Origin of the sequence: Streptomyces sp. NTH33 (genome assembly GCF_003236365.1) — a bacterium.
Classification (GTDB): Bacteria; Actinomycetota; Actinomycetes; order Streptomycetales; family Streptomycetaceae; genus Streptomyces.
In genome coordinates this window covers 1-18,098 of record NZ_POTZ01000102.1, presented here as the reverse complement: position 1 = coordinate 18,098, position 18,098 = coordinate 1, and the positions used below count along the sequence as shown (strand labels likewise).

Here is an 18,098-nt window from a genome sequence, read left to right as displayed (position 1 = left end):
GGTCCGGATCGGGCGGCTCAGACGCCGGCCAGGGACCGCAATTTGTCGAGGCTGCGGATGATTTGAAGTTCCCTCCCGGACGAAGCCGGGAGACTCTCCCCTTGAATCGCTCCGGGGAGTTTGACAGGTCACGCCTGTCCAGCAACGACCCTTCCGGCCGCCGGAGCAAGTGCGGGGCTCGCTCGGATCGCCGGGGGCTTGACCATCACCCCCGGCCATGCACTGAGAGCACCCCATTCGTTACGGATTGCTCCGGCGATGCTCCGCACCGCCAGGCTGATGATGCGCCTCACCCATCCCTTGGGCGCTGCACAAGATCGGAGGCAGACGGCCTGGATGCGCCGCGGCGCCGGCGAGATCCGCCGCACCCGGGGCTACCCGCGGGTAGTAATTGCTGACAAGCTGTCTACCCGTCGTTCGCCAGCGATTCCGACGAGGAGCGCCCATGTCCGCCACCGTCTCCTTCAAGGTCCCCTCCGCACACGGCCCGCGGACCGTGACCCTCTCCTACGCGCGCGTGGGCAGCGGCGAGCCGCTGCTCCTGCTGCACGGCATCGGGCATCACCGGCAGGCATGGGACCCGGTGGTCCACCTGCTCGCCGCCGAGCGCGAGGTGATCGCCGTGGACCTGCCGGGCTTCGGCGTCTCCCCCGCGCTGCCCGGCGGGCTGCGGCACGACCTGCCCACGATGAACGCCACGCTGGGCGCCCTGTGCGAGGCGCTGGAGATCGAACGCCCCCATGCGGCGGGCAACTCCCTGGGCGGCCTGCTGGCCCTGGAGCTGGGCCGCGAGAAGCTCGTACGGTCCGTCACGGCTCTTTCCCCGGCCGGGTTCTGGACGCAGGCCGAGCGGCGTTACGCCTTCGTCGCGCTGCGGACCATGCGGGCTCTGGCGCGACGGATGCCGCTGCCGCTGGTCGAGCGCCTCGCCCGGACGGCGGCCGGCCGCACCGCACTGACGAGCACCATCTACGCCCGGCCCACCCGACGTTCACCCGAGGCCGTGGTGGCCGAGACCCTCGCCCTGGCGCGGGCCACCAGCTTCGAGGACACCCTCCGGGCCGGCGTCGACGTCCGGTTCACCGACGACGTTCCCGGCATCCCCGTCACCGTGGCCTGGGGCACCAGGGACCGGCTGCTGGTGCGCCGTCAGGGAGTGCGCGCCAAGCAGATCATCCCCCGGGCCCGCCTGGTAAGGCTGTCCGGCTGCGGACACGTCCCGATGAACGACGACCCGGCACTGGTCGCCCGCGTGATCCTCGACGGCAGCCGCTGACCACCGTCCTCGTCCGGCCAGGCGCACGGCTCCCGATCCCAGGGCGACTCCCGCGCCGACCAGGGCGCTGCCCGCGGCCTGGACGGCCCCGTAGGAGCCGGCGCCCACGAGTGGCGCGGTACAGGCGGCCGCGACGGGGATGAGACCCGAGAAGAGCGTGGCGCGCTCGGCCCCGATCCGCTGCACGCCCATGTACCAGCACACGAAGCCGACGACGGTGACGACGACCGCCTGCCACAGCAGCGCGGCGGCCTCGACCGCGTCCGGCCGCCTGAGCCAGTCGCCGCCGAGTACGGCGCCGGCCACCGCCGACTCCAGGGCCGCAAGGCCGCACACCACGGCGGACAGCAGCCGGGGCCCGAGCGGGCGCAGCACCGGCACCGCGAGGACCGCGAAGCCGACCTCGCCGGCCAGCGCGCAGGCGGAGAAGGCGATTCCGGCGCCGTCGGTCCGGCCCCAGCCCTGCACGGTGAAGGCTCCGGCGGCGACCAGCGAAGCCCCGTGGAGGACCACCCGCCGCGGTCGTCGTCCCTCCAGGAGGGGGGCGACGACCGCCACCACCACGGGGGCGCAGCCCACGAAGACCCCCGGCACCGCCGGCTCGGCACTGCGTTCGGCGGCGAGCACCGCCACGTTGAAGCCGACCATGCCCACCGCCGCGAGCAGCGCGAGCCTGCCCCACCGGCGGGGCGTGAGCCGCCGCAGCCGGGCCGGGGCGTCCCGCCCGGCGAGCGGTACGAGCAGCAGACAGGCCAGGCCGTAGCGCAAGAACTGGCCACTTGCGTACGGGTAGTGGCCGAGGACGCTGTTGGCGGTGAAGGACGCCCCGACGAGGACGCAGGCGAGCGCGGCGAGCAGGGCGCCGCGCGAGGTGGTGTCCATGGCAGTGACGCTAGGCAGCGGGGCGGTCCGGTTTAAGGTCCACTTCCATGACGTCATCGGGGACCAATCCGGGCGGACCGGCCGGACCGGCCGCCTGGGAACTGCTCCTGCCGGCCGCGTCGGCACCGGCACGCACGCGTGGCCGTTCCCTGCAGACGGCGCTGCGCGAGGCGGTCCGCTCGGGCCGGCTCGCACCGGGCACGCGGCTGCCCTCCAGCCGGGACCTCGCCACGGATCTGGGCGTCTCGCGCGGCCTGGTCACGGAGGCGTACGAGCAGTTGACGGCGGAGGGCTACCTGCGCAGCGGCCGGGGCGCCGGTACCTGGGTGAGCGGCGCCGTCCGGGCGGCACGCACGCACGCGCGTGACCTGGCTCCCCGCTCCCCCGGCGCCCGCGCGGACTTCGTGCCCGGGATGCCCGACCTGTCGCTGTTCCCGCGGGCCGCCTGGGCGGCGGCGCACCGCTCCGTGCTGACCGAGCTTCCGCACCGCGAGCTCGGGTATCCCGACCCGCGCGGACTGCCGCGGCTGCGCACGGCGCTGGCCGGACTGCTGTCGCGGCGCCGGGGCGTGGTCGCGGACCCGGAGCGGATCGTGGTCGTCTCAGGGGTGGCCCAAGCGAGCACCCTGGTGGGCTCAGCGCTGCACGCGCGTGGGATACGCACCGTCGGCGTCGAGGATCCCGGCAGCCCCGAGCACAGCGCCCTGTATGCCTCGGCCGGAGTCGGCACCGTCCCGCTGCCCCTGGACACGGAGGGTCCGGCCATCGGCCCGCTGCGGCGGTCCGGGGTACGGGCCGTGGTGACGACGCCGGCCCACCAGTTCCCCACCGGCATCGCCTGCTCCGCACGGCGCCGGGCAGAACTGCTCGACTGGGCGCGGGCGGTGGACGGCGTCGTCTTCGAGGACGACTACGACGGCGACTTCCGCTACGACCGCGCCCCGGTGGGCGCTCTCCAGGGGCTCGACCCGGAGCACGTCGCCTACGCCGGATCGGTGAGCAAGTCCCTCGCTCCGGGACTGCGGCTGGGCTGGCTGCTGGTACCCGACTCGCTGGCCGACGAGGTCGTCGAGCGCAAGCGGACCATGGACCTCGGTCATCCGACGGTCGATCAGGTGCTGTTCGCACGGTTCGTCGAGCGGGGCGACTACGACCGGCAGCTGCGCCGCTGCCGGCGTGCCTACCGGGAACGGCGTGACGCGCTCGTCGCCGCCCTGCGCGAGCACTTTCCCGGTGTCCGGCTGTCCGGGATCGCGGCGGGCCTGCACCTCATCGCCGCGTTGCCCGGACGGTACGGCCCCGAGGAGCGGTTCCTCAGGCGTGCGGCCGGGGCCGGAGTCGCGGTGCGCACCCTGGCGTCGTACACGCACGGGGATGCCACGGGATCCGGCCGGGACGGCGTGTGCCTCGTCCTCGGTTACGCCCATCTGCCGCCGGCGCGGATCCATGCGGGGGTGCGGCTGATGGCGGAGGCGGCCGGCGCGCGACCACCGCCCCGCACAGGGCGTTCGCGCAGGCCGGGCCCTTTGTCAGTGGTCGCCTCTACGGTTTTTCCATGACGCGATCTTTGCAGGCCGTGGCCTATTGCCGACCCTCCGTGCTGGAGTCCGCCGCGGGCGGGCAGCGCCTGGGACTGGAGACCTCACGGGGCGCCACCCCCTCGGGCGTTCAGGACCATCCGCGTTTCTTCTCCGGTTTCCTGACGTCGCCTCAGGTGGCTTCCGCCGGGCTGCTGGCGGTGGCGGACGTGGCGGCCGCCCGCTACTACCAGCCGCAGCTGCGTGCCTCCCTCGACCCGGTGGTGACGGGCAACGGCGACCGGCTGCGCTTCGAGTCCTTCTCCGGCTGCTGCGGGGTGTACGCGCGCCTGGACGTGCTGCGGTCCGGCCTGGACGGCGGCGAGGTGGGGCACGGCACGACGAACGTCGACGTCAACAACCCGCTGCGGGAGGCGCTTTCCCGGATCGGCTCGGCCGATCCGCTCCATCTGCGGGTGGGCCCGGAGGAGATGGCCGTGACCACGCTGGACGGGCCGGTGGTGGAGAAGAAGGTGCCGCTGCCGGACCGGTGGCTGCGCGGGTTCGCGGAGGCGCAGGTCATAGCCGCCGGCTTCGATCTGCGGGCCGAACTGCCGGCGGCCGAGGCGGTGCGCTTCCTGCGGTCGTTGCCCCGGAGCGGGCCGCGGGGTGCCGCGAGCGGCCCGCGGTGGGTGGTACCGGCAGGGCGCGCCCTGCGGCCGGCCACCCGGCCCGTGCCGGGCGCGGTGTGCCTGCCCGGCCCGGAGCGGCTGGCCGCGCTCCAGCGGGTGCTGAGGCATGCGACGGCCCTGCGCGTGTACGGCCCGGCGGTCACGGGTGGCACCGCAGCCACGGCCAGTGCCTGGGAGGCGGTCCTGCCGGGCATGCGGCTCACGCTCACGCTGTCGCCCGACGCCTCGCGGGGGTTCTCCGGCGAGGGAGGGGTGCTGGACGCGCTCGCCACCGACGCGGCCGCCGAGGACGCGGAGCTGATCGCGGTGCTGCTGGCCTGGGAGCCCCGCGTGGACGTCGCCGACCTCGCCACCGCCTCCGGGCTCACCCAGGAGCGGGTCCGCGCGGCACTGGTCCGGCTCGGCACCTCGGGCCGCGTCGGATACGACACGGCGGAGGCGGCGTACTTCCACCGGGAGCTGCCCTACGACGCGGAGCGCGCCGAGCGGCACAACCCGCGGCTGCGGGACGCCCGGGCCCTCGTCGCCGCCGGAGCGGTCGCCCTGGACGGCGTCCTCGCGACGGTGACGGCCGAGGACGGACACGTGCACCGGGTGCGCGACGAGGCCGGCGTGCTCAGCTGCAGCTGTCTGTGGTGGGCGAAGTACCGGGGCGGGCGCGGGCCGTGCAAGCACGCGCTGGCGGTGCGGATGGTGCGGTGGGGCACCGCCGCGGTGGAGCAGGGCGTGGCACGAGTCGACGGGGGTGTGCGATGACATCGCTGATGGAAGCGGTACGGGCCGGGCGGACGGCCGAGGCGGTCGATCTGCTGGACGGAATGACCGATGCCGAACGGCGGGCGGTGTTCCCCGAGTTGAAGGAGTTGCGCAAGGAGCTCCGGGCGGCGCCGTGGGAGGCTCACGCACGCCGCGCGTACCCGGCGCTGCACGCGGCCGGAGCGGCCTGCCAGACCGGCGCGGCCGGCGCGGCGAGCTGGCTCGCGGCTGCCGACATGCGCTGGTTCGCGGCCTCCCCCGCGGTGCTGCTCCACGTCCTCAGTGACCGCGAGACCGACTGGCTCGCCGATGTGGTGCACCGGCTCGCCCAACGGCCCGCCACCGCGCGGGTGCCGTACGAGCTGATGTCCGCTCTGGTGCGGCTGTCCGGCTGCCCGGTGCCGACGACCGATGCCTATGTGCGCGGCTGGGTGCAGCACATCCGCGGCAACTGGAGGCGCGGCAACACGGTACTGGACCGGCTGCGCAGCGATCCGCACCTCGCGGAGCTCGTGGCCGCCCTCTTCGGGACGAACGACATCGGCGGCCTGCTGGAGTGGGGTGCGAACGAAGGCCCCAACAGCTGGAACGACGCCCTCGCACGACTCACCGTGGAGGGCGCGCTGGACCGGAGGGCGACGGTCGACGGGTGCGTGGCCCGTCTGCTGCGGGGCGGCACGACCGCCGACCACCGGGCGTTCCTGCGGATACTGAAGTCCCTGGCGCTCACCCGTGAGGAGCAGCGGGAGCGAGTGGCCGACTGGCTGGCACTGGCCTCGGACGCGGTGTCCATGGTCGCCTCGCACGCCCAGTCGGTGCTGAGCGACCTGGCTCTGGACGGGGAGCTGACGCACCGGCAGCTGGCCGAGATGTCCGGCGCGGTGCTGTTCCGGCCGGAGCGCACGCTGGTGCGGGCCCAGCTCGTGCTGCTGGGCAAGGTGCTCACCCGGGACGCCGCCGCGGCGGACGAGTTGCTGCCCGCCGTCGCGCAGGCCTTCGGGCACGAGGACGCCGGTGTGCAGGAGCGGGCGCTCAAGCTCGCGGAGCGGCATGCGAAGAAGGTGCGGTCCGATGAGGTGTGTACCGGACTGGCGTTCGCGGCAGAGCAGTTGAGTCCCGCGCTGCGCGGCCGGGCGGTCGGGACGCTGGGCGCGGCACCGGCGGAGGCGGCCCTGGTGTACGAGGAGGTGCTGCCACCGGTTCCGGAGCCGGCGCGTCTCGCGCCGGTTTTGGCCTCGGTCACGGAGCTCGCCGAGGAGGTGGGGGCCGCGCTGGCGTCCGAAGCCGACGTGAGCGGTTTTGAACGCACCCTGGACGGGCTGGTGCGCCACGCCCACCACGACCCGGAGGCCCTGCTGAAGGCGCTGGAGCCGGTGACCGCCCGCCGCTGGTGGGCCAATGCCGGTCCGCACCACAACCTGCTCGAATACCGCTTCGGCGGCAACCGCCAGGGGATCTTCAACGCGGCCGACGGTCTGGACCTGCTGCTGGCGACACTGCGGGGGAAGGTGGGCACCTCCACACTCCGCTCGATGCTCCAGCAGGGCACACCGGACCGGACCTGTGTGCACGGCGCGCTGTCGGAGGCATTCGACGCCCGCCTGTGGGAGGTGGCGTACCGGATCCGCACCGAACCACTTCCGTTCCTGCTCTCGACGCCCACCTGGAGCACGGGGCTGCTGGAGCCGGAGGAGCTGGTGGAGCGCCTCGACGCCTACCGGAGCCTGGGAGCACGGATCGCGGCGGCCGACTTCGCGCAGGCGCTGCTGCGGGTGAGGCGCGAGGACCGTTCGGCGGCAGTGGCGGCGGCGGAGCGGGCGGCGGCTCTCGGCACCGCGGAAGGGACCCGGCTCGTCCGCTGGCTGACCGCCGACGCGCCCGTGCGACCGGTGCTGCGGCGCCGTACGACGGACGCCCGTGTCCTTGCCGAGTCCGGTGAACTCCCGGAGTTGAAACCGGACTTCCCGCACGCGTTCCGGCTCCTGGGCGACCCGGTGAGTGCCTTCGCGGGCAGCCGGTACTGCTCCCACTGGAGCGACTCGCTGCGGGTTCACTGGCCGGCCGTGGTGCCCGAGGCGCGTGAACTGGTGGCCGTGCGGCTCCTGCGGGAGGTGTCCGCCGTGGCCGTGGACGACACGCGGGGCGCGGCGTCCGTCCTGCCGCTGCTCGCCGAGTCCGGCGGCGAGGCGGGCGAGGCGACACACCTGTGCGTGGCCTACGGGCTCGGGGCACGACATGCGGAGGACCGGCTCGCCGCCGTGGACGCGCTGCTGGTCCTGGCGGCGCGCGGGCAGCTCGACGCCTCCCGCCTCGGCGCGGATCTCGGAGAGCTGATACGGCACGGTGCCGTGAAGCCGGTACGGCTGGCCGAATCGTTGCGCACGACTGCGGGCACCGGGGCGAACACCACTGTCTGGAACCTGCTCAGCCACATCCTGCCGCCGCTGCTCGCCGATCTCGGAGACGGCGGAGCGGCCGGACCGGTGCGCGGGCTCGGGGATCTGCTGGCCGTGGCGGCCGAGTGTGCCGAGCGTTCGGGAGCGCGGGGCGATCTGCCGCACCTGGGGCGGGCGGCGGAACGCCGGGGCTCCTCGCGCCTGGTCGCGGAGGCCCGTCGGCTGCGCGGCACGCTGACGGCGGAAGTGGCCGCATGACACCGCCCGGCGCGCCGTCGAACCGTACGGGCGCCGGGCCGCCAAATCAGGACAGAACCCCGCTTTACTCATCAGCCACAGAGAGTTCGTGATCACGCAACACCGTTCCTGCACAGTGGCCGCATGACTCGAGACATGCCGAACACGACGCGGGCGGGGCACGGTCGTCCGGTGCGCCACTGGCGGCGGGACGTCGTCGAACCGGCCACGCTCCTCGCGGCGGTCGCCGTGGTCGACGGGGTGGCGAACCTGACCGGGCACGGACCGAACGGCCCGGCCCTGCTGGTGATCGCGGCGTCCGCGCTGGTCGCGACGGCGGCCTTCCGCATCCGGTGGGCACGACGCCACGGTCACCCGCCGCCCGGGGGCGATGCCGTCGTCCCCACGGCGCCCGAGCAGGCACCGGGAGACAGCACGCTGTGGCGGATGCGGACGACCGTGCGGGACGCGCCCGGCTCGCTGGCCGCGCTGTGCACGGCGCTGGCCGCCCGTCACGTGGACATCCTCAGCCTGCAGACGCACCCGCTGGCCGAGGGCACGGTGGACGAGTTCCTGCTGCGCGCGCCCGGCGGGACCGAGGCGTCCGCCCTCACCCGGGCGGTCTCGTCGGCCGGCGGAACCGGCACGTGGATCGAACGGGCGGACGCGCACGACCTGGTGGACCCGCCGACGCGGGTCCTGGGCCTGGCCACGCGCACGGCGCTGGACGCGGCGGAACTTCCGATCGCGCTGCGGCAGTTGCTCGGGCGGTGCACCATCCGCTCGCTGCCGGCCAGGCCGGCCGACGGCGGCCGCGGTCCCGAGGAGGTGCCGGCCGAGGGCGTTCTCGAGGACACGGTGATGCGGCTACGGGCGCCGGAGGGCGGAACGATCACCGTGGAGCGGCCGTATCCGCCCTTCACGCCCACCGAGTTCGCGCGGGCGCGGGCGCTGGTGGAGCTGGATGCCCGGCTCGGACCGCGCGTCCCGGGCGGCCGGGACGTGCTGACGCTGCCCGAGGGCGACGCGATCACCGTGCGCAGGGCCGGTCCGGGCGACCTCGCGGCGGCCAGGGCGATGCACGAGCGCTGCTCGCCGCGCACCCTCGCCCTGCGCTACCACGGGCCGGTCGACGACGCCGACCGCTACCTCGGCCACCTGCTCAGCCCGCGGTTCGGACGGACCCTCGCCGCGCGGACCGCCTCCGGGCGGATCGTCGGCCTCGGCCATCTGCTCTGGGACGGCGACGAGACGGAGGTCGCGCTGCTCGTCGAGGACGCGTGGCAGCGGCGCGGCCTCGGCTCCGAACTGCTGGGCCGGCTGGTGGCCATGGCCGTCGGGGCCGGCTGCGCGAGCGTGTACGCCGTGACGCGGTCGTCCAACACCGGCATGGTCGCCGCCATGCGCGGTCTCGGCCTCCCGCTCGACTTCCAGGTCGAGGAGGGCACCCTGGTCGTCACGGCCCGCCTGGACGCCATCCCGGTGGCCTCCCGCCCGCCGTACGACGCCCGGCACGAGGAGCACGGGGGACCCCGCCCGCGGGACTGAGCCGCGGAACCGTACCCATGGGTGTGCGGCCCGGCTCCCCCGGGCCGCACACCCTCCGGACTCCGCTCAGCTCATCGCCTCGTGCAGGCCCTTCACCGGCGGCGGGCACGGCCGCTCCCCCAGCGCCCGGTCCAGGTCGGCCCACAGGTCCTCGACGTCCTCCAGGCCCACCGACATCCGCAGCAGCCGGTCATCGACCCCGGCGCCCCGCCGGTCGTCCGCGTCGACGATGCGGTGGCTGATGGACGCCGGGTGCTGGATCAGCGTGTCGACGCTGCCGAGGCTCACGGCCGGCGTGATCAGGCCGACGCCGCCGATGACGGCGTGCGGGTCGCCGTGCACCTCGAAGGAGACCATCGCGCCGCCGATCGACGGGTAGTGCACGCGGGCGACGCGCGGGTCGCCCGCGAGGCGGGCGGCGAGTTCCGCGGCGGTGGCGGAGGCGGCCCGCACCCGGACCGGCAGCGTGGACAGGCCGCGCAGCAGCAGGTATCCGGCCAGCGGATGCAGCACCCCGCCGGTGGCGAACCGCACCTGCCGCAGCCGCCCGGCCAGCTCCTCGTCGCAGGCCACCACGCCGGCCATCACGTCACCGTGCCCGCCCAGGTACTTGGTGGCGCTGTGCAGCACCAGGCGCGCGCCCTGCTCGGCCGGGCGCTGCAGCACGGGGGTGGCGAAGGTGTTGTCGACGAGGAGCGGGACGGAGCCGCAGGCGTGGGCGACGGCCCGCAGGTCCACCTCGGCCAGCGTCGGGTTCGCCGGCGTCTCGACCATGACCAGGCCGGTGTCCGGGCGCAGCGCGTCCGCGATCCCGGCCGGGTCGGTCCAGGTCACCTCGGTGCCGAGCAGCCCGGCGGTGAGCAGGTGGTCGCTGCAGCCGTACAGGGGGCGTACGGCGACGACGTGCCGCAGGCCCATCGCGGACCGGACGAGGAGCACCGCGCTGAGCGCGGCCATGCCGCTGGCGAACGCGACCGCCGCCTCGGTGCCCTCCAGCCGGGCCAGCGCGGTCTCGAAGCGGGCGACGGTCGGGTTTCCGAGCCGCCCGTAGACCGGGGAGCCGCCGAGTTCGGCGCCGTCGGTGGCGAAGGCGTCGATACGGGCGGCCTCGGCGCGGCTGTCGTAGCAGGGGTAGGTGGTGGACAGGTCGATCGGCGGGGCGTGCAGTCCCTGCCGGGCGAGGTCGTCACGGCCGGCGTGCACCGCCTCGGTGGCCAGTGCTCTGGGTGCGGTGCGTACGTCGTCGTACGCGGGCGTGCTCGCGGAAACCAGGGGCGTGTCCATGTCGGAAGGGTGAACACGGGCCGGGTCCATGAGGTCGGTAGCCGTGTTACGTTCGCCGTATGGCCGAATCTGTCGTACTGGATCCGGTGGATCTTCATCTGCTGCGGCTGCTGCAGAACGACGCCCGGACCACCTACCGCGACCTCGCCGCGCAGGTCGGCATCGCTGCGTCGACCTGTCTGGACCGGGTGACCCGGCTGCGCCGCTCGGGAGTGATCCTCGGCCACCGGCTGCGGCTCGATCCCGCCAAGCTGGGCCGCGGTCTGCAGGCACTGCTGTCGGTACAGGTCAGGCCGCACCGCCGGGAGCTGGTGGGACCGTTCGTGGAGCGGATCCGGGCCCTGCCGGAGTCGCTGACCGTGTTCCACCTGACCGGTCCGGACGACTACCTGGTCCATGTCGCGGTCGCCGACATGGCCGATCTGCAGCGGCTGGTCCTGGACGAGTTCACGGCCCGGCGGGAAGTGGCCCGGGTGGAGACCCGGCTGATCTTCCAGCAGTGGGACTGCGGCCCCCTGCTGCCGCCCGGCGCGCAGGCGGCCACACCCTCCGCGAAACCGGACTGATTTCGGCCCGGGGCCGCGATACCGGGCTGACGGGAGCCACCCGTCCGTACGAGGATGGTCCGCATGTCACATACCAAGAGCCCGCTGCCCCGTCAGGTCGCCGACGCCTACGTCGACGAACTCATCGCCCTCGACCCGATCACCGGTACGTATCTCGGCGTGAAGGAGAGTTCCGGCAGGCTGCCCGACACCTCGCCCGCCGGACAGCAGGCGCTCGCCGACCTCGCGCGCACCACCCTGGCCCGGCTGGACGAGGCCGAACGGCAGCCCGGCGCGGACCGTGACATCGAGCGCCGGTGCGCGCGCCTGCTGCGCGAGCGTCTCACCGCCGAACTCGCCGTGCACGAGGCCGACGAGGGCCTGCGAGCGGTGAGCAACATCCACAGCCCGGTGCACTCGGTGCGCGAGGTCTTCACGATCACCCCCTCCGACACGGACGAGGACTGGGCGGCGATCGCCGAACGGCTGCGCGCCGTGCCGGCCGCGCTGCGCGGCTACCGCGAGTCCCTCGCCCTCGGCCTGGAGCGCAAGCTGTACGGCGGCCCGCGGCCGACGGCCACCTTCATCGAGCAGCTGACCGAGTGGTCGGACACCGACGGCCAGGGGCGCGGCTGGTTCGAGGACTTCGCCTCCGGCGGCCCCGAGGCCCTGCGCGGGGAGCTGGACGAGGCAGCCCGTGCAGCGACCGCGGCGGTCGTGGAGCTGCGGGACTGGATGCGCGACGTCTACGCGCCGACGACCGGCGACGCGCCGGACACGGTGGGCCGCGAGCGCTACGCCCGCTTCGCCCGCTACTTCAACGGCACGGACCTGGACCTGGACGAGGCGTACGCGTACGGCTGGTCGGAGTTCCACCACCTGCTCGGCGAGATGGAGAAGGAGGCCGAGAAGGTCCTGCCCGGCGCCGAGACCCCGTGGGCGGCGCTCGCGCACCTCGATGAGCACGGCACGCACATCGAGGGCGTGGAGGAGGTCCGCGTCTGGCTGCAGGACCTGATGGACGAGGCGATCGAGGCGCTGGACGGCACGCACTTCGAACTCGCCGAGCGGGTGCGGAGGGTGGAGTCGTGCATCGCGCCGCCCGGCGGCGCCGCGGCCCCGTACTACACGGCGCCGTCCGCCGACTTCTCCCGGCCGGGCCGGACCTGGCTGCCGACCATGGGACAGACCCGCTTCCCTGTGTACGACCTGGTGTCCACCTGGTACCACGAGGGCGTCCCCGGCCACCACCTCCAGCTCGCCCAGTGGGCGCACGTGGCGGACGACCTCTCGCGCTACCAGGCCACCGTCGGCGGGGTCAGCGCCAACGCCGAGGGCTGGGCGCTGTACGCGGAGCGGCTGATGGACGAGCTGGGCTTCCTCACGGACCCGGAGCGGCGGCTCGGCTATCTGGACGCGCAGATGATGCGGGCGGTCCGCGTGATCATCGACATCGGCATGCACCTGGAGCTGGAGATCCCCGCGGACTCGCCGTTCCACCCGGGTGAGCGCTGGACGCCGGAGCTGGCGCTGGAGTTCTTCGCCGCGCACAGCAGCCGCCCGCGGGACTTCGTGGAGAGCGAGCTGATCCGCTACCTGTCGATGCCCGGTCAGGCGATCGGCTACAAGCTGGGCGAGCGGGCCTGGCTGCTGGGCCGTGAGAAGGCCAGGGAGCGCCACGGTGACGCGTTCGACGCGAAGGCCTGGCACATGGCGGCCCTCTCCCAGGGTTCGCTGGGCCTGGACGACCTGGTGGACGAGCTCTCGCTGCTGTGAGCCCCGGAGGGCGGCCGGTCCCGGCGGGCCGTTCGGCCGCCCTCCACGCACCCGGGGGTTCAGCCCGCTCCGCGCTGCCGCACGGCCGACCCCGATCTGCCCTTGACGACCTCCAGCTGGGCGTGGATGCGCCGCCGCAGGTCGGGGACGTGGCTGACGATGCCGACGCTGCGGTCGCGTTCGCGCAGGGAGTCGAGGACGTCGAGGACCTCGTCGAGGGTCTGGTCGTCGAGGCTGCCGAAGCCCTCGTCGATGAAGAGCGTGTCCAGGCGCACGCCGCCGGCCTCGTCCGTGACGACGTCCGCGAGCCCGAGGGCGAGGGCGAGCGAGGCGAAGAACGTCTCGCCGCCCGACAGGGTCGCCGTGTCCCGCTCGCTGCCCGTCCAGGCGTCGACGACGTGCAGCCCCAGGCCACTGCGGCCGCGTCCGGCCCGGTCGTCGGAGTGGACCAGGGTGTAGCGGCCGGAGGACATGCGCTGCAGGCGTACGGTCGCGGCGGCGGCCACCTGTTCCAGGCGGGCCGCGAGGACGTAGGCCTCCAGGCGCATCCTGCGCCCGTTGTCGGCGGAGGTGCCCGCGGCCAGGGCGGTGAGGCGGGCCACGCGGTCGTACTCCTCGCGCAGCGGCGCGTGCCGGCGCGTGCCGGTGGCGGCGCGTGCGGAGAGCCGGTCGAGTTCGGCGCAGCGGCGGGCCGCGGCGTCCCGCGCGGAGGCGGCTTCGCGCAGCCGCCGGTCCGCGGCGGCCTCGGCGGCCTCCGCGGCCGCGAGGTCGGCGGGCGGCTGCTGGGCGGCGGCCGCGGTGTCGGTCTCGGCGAGGACCGCCCGTACGGCGGCCTCCTCCGTGTGCCAGGCGTCCAGGCGCTGTTGCAACTCGCGGTGGGCGGCGTCGTCGAGGAGGGCGGCGGCCGCGGCCTGCGGGGTGGCGAAGCCGGCCCGGAAGGCGGCCTCGGCGAGCCGTCCGTCGGCGTCCTTGAGCCGCTCGGCGCTCTTCTCGGCGGCGCGCGCGGCTTCGGCGGCTTCGGTGAGCAGCGCGGCCCGGCGCTCCAGTTGGGCGGCCCGTGCGGCGACGCTGCCGGCGGTGCCCCTGGCCTCGGCCAGTTCCGCTTCCAGCGTGGCTTTTTCGCGGTCCAGGCTCTCCTTGAGGGCCAGCCGGGAGGCTGCGCGCACCTCTGCCTGCCCTCGGGCGGCCAGCCGCCGCTCGCGCTCCTGCTCGGCCCGGCGCAGCGCCTCCTGTGCCGCGTGCAGCGTGGAGGCGTCCCGGCGTGCCCTCTCCAGCAGTGCCGCCAACTCCTCTGTTTCCTCGGCTAGTCGAGCGGTAGGGGTGTCGCCCGCCTCGGCGGTGGCGGCGGCCAGGGCCTCGCGCAGGGCGCCGAGGCGGCGCTCGTCCCCGGAGCGCTGTTCGTCGGCGGCCTGGTAGGCGGCCAGGGCGCGCTCCTCCGTCTCGCGGTCGACGTGTCCGGCGACCTTGCGCGCGGGTGCGGGGTGTTCGGTGGCGCCGCAGACGGCGCAGGGCTCGCCGTCGTCGAGGTTCGCGGCGAGTTCGGCGGCGATGCCGCCCAGCCGCTGTTCCTTCAGCCGCAGCCAGTGGTCCTTGGCGCGCAGGGCGTCCTCGGCGGAGGCGAGCGCGCGCCGCCGCGCCTCGGCGGTGGCCCCGGTCAGCTCGTCCCGCGTCCGGGCGGCGGCGAGCCGCTGCCGCGCGGGGTCGAGCCGTACGGCGAGCTGTTCGGCCCGGGTGGCGGCCTCCTGGGCGGTGTCGATGCGGGAGAGCAGCTCCGCCCGGTTCGCCTCCCATCCGGCGAGCCAGCCCTCGGCCTCCTGCAGTACGTCGTCGTCGGCTCGCTCCTGCCGGTCCACTCCGGCGCGTTCGGCGACGACCTCGGCCAGGCGCTGCTCGGCGCGGCGGGCCGACTCGAGGCCGCCCAGCTCCTCGGCGGCCCGGCGGGCGGCGGCGGCGAGCCCGGCCGCGCCGGCGCCGGCGAAGCCCTCCGGGAGCAGCACACGCGCGCGTGCCTCGGCGGCGGCCGCTTCGCGGTGCTCGGCGGCGGCGGCCTCGCGCAGCTCCAGGGCCGGCGCCACCGTCTCGGCCTTGCGTCCCCGCTCCACCCGCGCCCGCGCCTCCTGGAGGGCGTCGGCCCGCTCCTCCAGGCGCGCGGCACGCTCCTGTGCCTCGGCGAACCGCCGCTGCAGCCGGGCCGCTTCGCGCACCTCGTCCAGGGCCCGCTCGGCGGCGGCGTGGGCGGACTCGGCGGCGGTGAGCCGGCAGTGGGCGACGGTCAGCTGCTCACGCGCGGTGCCGCGGGCGACGGCGGCCGCGGTCAGGACGGCCTCGGCCAGTCCGGGGTCGCCCGGCGCGAGCTGTGGCAGTTCCATGGCCTCGCCCGCCGCCTGCTGCATGCGGTGGGCGTCGGCCAGCAGCGCGGCGTCGCCCTCGCGGACCTGTGCCTCGGTGGCCCGTCTGCGCTCGGCGAGGCGTTTTTCGACCTCGGCGAAACGACGGGTGTCGAACAGCCGGCCGAGCAGTTTTCCGCGGGCCTCGGCGTCGGCGCGCAGGAAGCGCGCGAAGTCGCCCTGCGGCAACAGCACGACCTGGCAGAACTGTTCGCGGCTCATCCCGAGCAGCTGCGTGATCTCCTCGCCGATCTCCTGGTGCGAGCGGCTGAGGTCCTTCCAGGCGCCGGCTGCCGCGTCGTACTCGCGCAGCCAACTCTGGGCCTTGTCGAGCGTCGTGCCCGTGCCGCGCTTCTTCGGGCGTTCCCAGGGCGGCTGCCGGGTGATCTCCAGCCGGCGTCCGGCGACGGTGAGGTCGAGGGTGACCTGGGTACGGGTGCCCGCGGCGGCGTGGTCGCTGCGCAGGGTGGTTCCCTGCCCGCTCTGCCGGGCGCCGGGCACCGAGCCGTACAGGGCGTAGCACACGGCGTCCAGCACGGAGGTCTTGCCGGCGCCGGTCGGACCGTGCAGCAGGAACAGCCCGGCGGCCGACAGCGCGTCGAAGTCGACCGTCTGGGAGCCTCCGAAGGGCCCGAAGGCGGTGATGTCGAGCCGGTGCAGCCTCACCGCGCCACCTCCCGCACCGCCTCGTCGGCGCGCACCGCGTCGAACGCCTCGCGCAGCACGGCCCGTTCGTGCTCGTCGGGTTCCGCGCCGCGCACATGGGCCACGAAGTCCTCCGCGATCTGCTGGTCGTCGCGGCCGGCGAGACGGCGGGCGTAGGAGACGTCCGGGTCGCCGGGAGCGCGTTCGGGGTCGAAGACGAGGCTGAGGACGTGCGGGAAGCGCTCGGCGAGGCGGGCCATGGGGTCGGCCGGGCGGACGGGGTCGGTGAGCGTCGCCTCGACCCACGCCTCGTGGTGACGGGCGAGGTCCGGGTCGGCGAGCAGGTCCTCCAGCGTGCCCCGGACACGGGCCAGCGGGCGCGGGACGGGGCAGTCGACCCGTTCGGCACCGGCGAGGCCGTCGGCGTCGAGGTCGACGAGCCACATGCTCTTGCGGTGGCCGACCTCCGAGAAGGAGTACGGCAGCGGGGACCCGGAGTAGCGCACGCGCTCGGTGATGGCCTGACAGCCGTGCAGATGCCCCAGGGCGACGTAGTCGACGCCGTCGAAGACGCCCGCGGGGACGGCCGCCACCCCGCCGACGGTGATGTCCCGTTCGCTGTCGCTGGCCTCGCCTCCGGTGACGAAGGCGTGCGCGAGGACGACCGAGCGGGTGCCGCGCGCGCGTGTGGCGAGGTCGGCGCGGACCCGGTCCATGGCCGCGGCGAGCACCGCCTCGTGGCCCGCCCTGTCGACCCCGAACTCGCCCTTCACCAGGGCCGGTTCGAGGTAGGGGAGGCCGTAGAGGGCCACGTCCCCGTGAGCGTCCGCCAGCACCACCGGGGTCCCGCACGCCGCCGGCTCGGTGCGCAGGTGGATGCCCGCCCGGCCGATCAGCCCCGCGCCGACGCCCAGGCGGCGCGCCGAGTCGTGGTTCCCGGAGATCATCACCGTGGGCACACCGAGGGCGGCGAGCCGGTGCAGGGCGTCGTCGAACAACTCGACCGCGGCCAGCGGGGGCACCGCGCGGTCGTACACGTCTCCCGACACGACCACCGCGTCGACCTCGCGCTCGCGCACGGTCGTGACGAGGTGGCCGATGAACTCGGCCTGGGCGTCGAGCATGTTCACCCGGTGGAACGCCCGGCCCAGATGCCAGTCGGAAGTGTGCAGCAATTTCATGAAATCGCTCTGACCTGCATGTTTACCCCTACTACGTCCCTAAAACCAGCACGAACCAGCACGGGCTCGCCGTCAACATCCACCACGCTAACGCCTGTCGCCCCCTGATCCATCACTGACCTCGAATCACCCCGGGCACATGTGCTGCGGCCTGCCCTCCGTGCGCCGGCGATAAGCGCACGGCGTAATCTTCCTGTCGGCGCGTGTGCGGGAGAACGCCGAAGGGCGCCGGAACGCGAGGTCCGACGCCCATCAACGGCCTGATCAGGCCACCGGGTACGAGCCCGTAACGGTGATCGGGAGTCCTCTGGAACGGACTCCCAGGAGGCGCCCCGTTACATCACCAACCTTCTCTGCCCGGCCATGGGTTGTCCCGCAAACGCTGGGCGGACCAAATGCTGAGCGGGATACTCGCGAGACTCCGGCACGGCTGCTGTGACAGCCTGCGGACGTGCCAGAGCTGCGGGCTCCTCCGCCACTGCATCCTCCTCGAATAGCATCACCCTCCGCTACCACCGAATGTGAGACAGGTCGTTCGAAGGACAGACCCTCCGGGGCGGGGTTCAGCCCTTGCGGGTGGTGATCTCCTCGGTGAGCTGCGGGACGACGGCGAACAGGTCGCCGACCACGCCGTAGTCGACCAGGTCGAAGATCGGGGCCTCGGGGTCCTTGTTGACCGCCACGATGGTCTTGGAGGTCTGCATGCCGGCCCGGTGCTGGATCGCGCCGGAGATGCCGGCGGCGAGGTACAGCTGCGGCGAGACACTCTTGCCGGTCTGGCCGACCTGCTGGGTGTGCGGGTACCAGCCGGCGTCCACCGCGGCCCGCGAGGCACCCACCGCCGCGCCGAGGGAGTCGGCCAGCGCCTCGATGAGCGCGAAGTTCTCCGCGCCGTTCACGCCCCGGCCGCCGGAGACCACGATCGCGGCCTCGGTCAGCTCCGGACGCCCCGTCGCCTCGCGGGCGGTGCGGCCGG

The 18,098-nt window shown here is 74.4% G+C and carries 11 protein-coding genes and 1 pseudogene; 7 read left to right on the top strand and 5 right to left on the bottom strand.

The window, feature by feature from the left end; translation table 11 throughout:
• Positions 1-445 precede the first annotated feature (445 nt).
• The gene (locus C1I97_RS13135) at positions 446-1,276 is read left to right on the top strand and encodes an alpha/beta fold hydrolase (protein WP_111003390.1); all 831 of its coding nucleotides are present in this window, start codon (positions 446-448) and stop codon (positions 1,274-1,276) included.
• Positions 1,277-1,375: 99 nt separating this feature from the next.
• Here the strand turns inward: C1I97_RS13135 and C1I97_RS13130 are convergent.
• A pseudogene (locus C1I97_RS13130) lies at positions 1,376-2,158 on the bottom strand (EamA family transporter); the annotation flags it as partial.
• A gap of 47 nt (positions 2,159-2,205) precedes the next feature.
• On the opposite strand from C1I97_RS13130, the gene pdxR reads away from it, so the two are divergent.
• From pdxR to C1I97_RS13110, 4 genes are all read left to right on the top strand, one after another.
• Positions 2,206-3,717: a MocR-like pyridoxine biosynthesis transcription factor PdxR gene (gene pdxR, locus C1I97_RS13125; protein ID WP_111003389.1), complete on the top strand. Its 1,512-nt coding sequence runs from the start codon at positions 2,206-2,208 to the stop codon at positions 3,715-3,717.
• Positions 3,714-5,123 (top strand): SWIM zinc finger family protein, encoded by a 1,410-nt coding sequence (locus C1I97_RS13120; protein WP_111003388.1) that lies wholly within the window; start codon positions 3,714-3,716, stop codon positions 5,121-5,123. Before pdxR ends, C1I97_RS13120 begins: the two co-directional genes overlap by 4 nt.
• Positions 5,120-7,777 (top strand): DUF7824 domain-containing protein, encoded by a 2,658-nt coding sequence (locus C1I97_RS13115; RefSeq protein WP_111003387.1) that lies wholly within the window; start codon positions 5,120-5,122, stop codon positions 7,775-7,777. The genes C1I97_RS13120 and C1I97_RS13115 overlap by 4 nt, the downstream gene beginning before the upstream one ends.
• Positions 7,778-7,912: 135 nt before the next feature.
• Complete coding sequence (locus tag C1I97_RS13110; RefSeq protein WP_258382551.1) at positions 7,913-9,304, top strand: GNAT family N-acetyltransferase; 1,392 nt, start codon at positions 7,913-7,915, stop codon at positions 9,302-9,304.
• Positions 9,305-9,370: 66 nt separating this feature from the next.
• Here the strand turns inward: C1I97_RS13110 and C1I97_RS13105 are convergent, their stop codons facing one another.
• On the bottom strand, positions 9,371-10,588 hold the full coding sequence (locus tag C1I97_RS13105; RefSeq protein WP_111003386.1) for a trans-sulfuration enzyme family protein: 1,218 nt from the start codon (positions 10,586-10,588) through the stop codon (positions 9,371-9,373).
• 59 nt (positions 10,589-10,647) lie between these two features.
• On the opposite strand from C1I97_RS13105, the gene C1I97_RS13100 reads away from it, so the two are divergent.
• Both C1I97_RS13100 and C1I97_RS13095 read left to right on the top strand, forming a co-directional pair.
• Positions 10,648-11,154 carry an Lrp/AsnC family transcriptional regulator gene (locus tag C1I97_RS13100; RefSeq protein ID WP_111003385.1) on the top strand — a complete coding sequence of 169 codons (507 nt, stop codon included), beginning with the start codon at positions 10,648-10,650 and terminating at the stop codon, positions 11,152-11,154.
• A gap of 63 nt (positions 11,155-11,217) precedes the next feature.
• Positions 11,218-12,909 carry a DUF885 domain-containing protein gene (locus C1I97_RS13095; RefSeq protein WP_111003384.1) on the top strand — a complete coding sequence of 564 codons (1,692 nt, stop codon included), beginning with the start codon at positions 11,218-11,220 and terminating at the stop codon, positions 12,907-12,909.
• A gap of 59 nt (positions 12,910-12,968) precedes the next feature.
• Here the strand turns inward: C1I97_RS13095 and C1I97_RS13090 are convergent, their stop codons facing one another.
• The 3 genes from C1I97_RS13090 to C1I97_RS13080 all read right to left on the bottom strand — a co-directional run.
• Complete coding sequence (locus C1I97_RS13090; protein WP_111003383.1) at positions 12,969-15,962, bottom strand: AAA family ATPase; 2,994 nt, start codon at positions 15,960-15,962, stop codon at positions 12,969-12,971.
• Positions 15,959-17,122 carry an exonuclease SbcCD subunit D gene (locus tag C1I97_RS13085; RefSeq protein WP_111003382.1) on the bottom strand — a complete coding sequence of 388 codons (1,164 nt, stop codon included), beginning with the start codon at positions 17,120-17,122 and terminating at the stop codon, positions 15,959-15,961. The genes C1I97_RS13090 and C1I97_RS13085 overlap by 4 nt, the downstream gene beginning before the upstream one ends.
• Before the next feature lie 563 nt (positions 17,123-17,685).
• The coding region (locus C1I97_RS13080; protein ID WP_146608208.1) for an electron transfer flavoprotein subunit alpha/FixB family protein at positions 17,686-18,098 on the bottom strand (413 nt) is incomplete at its 5' end.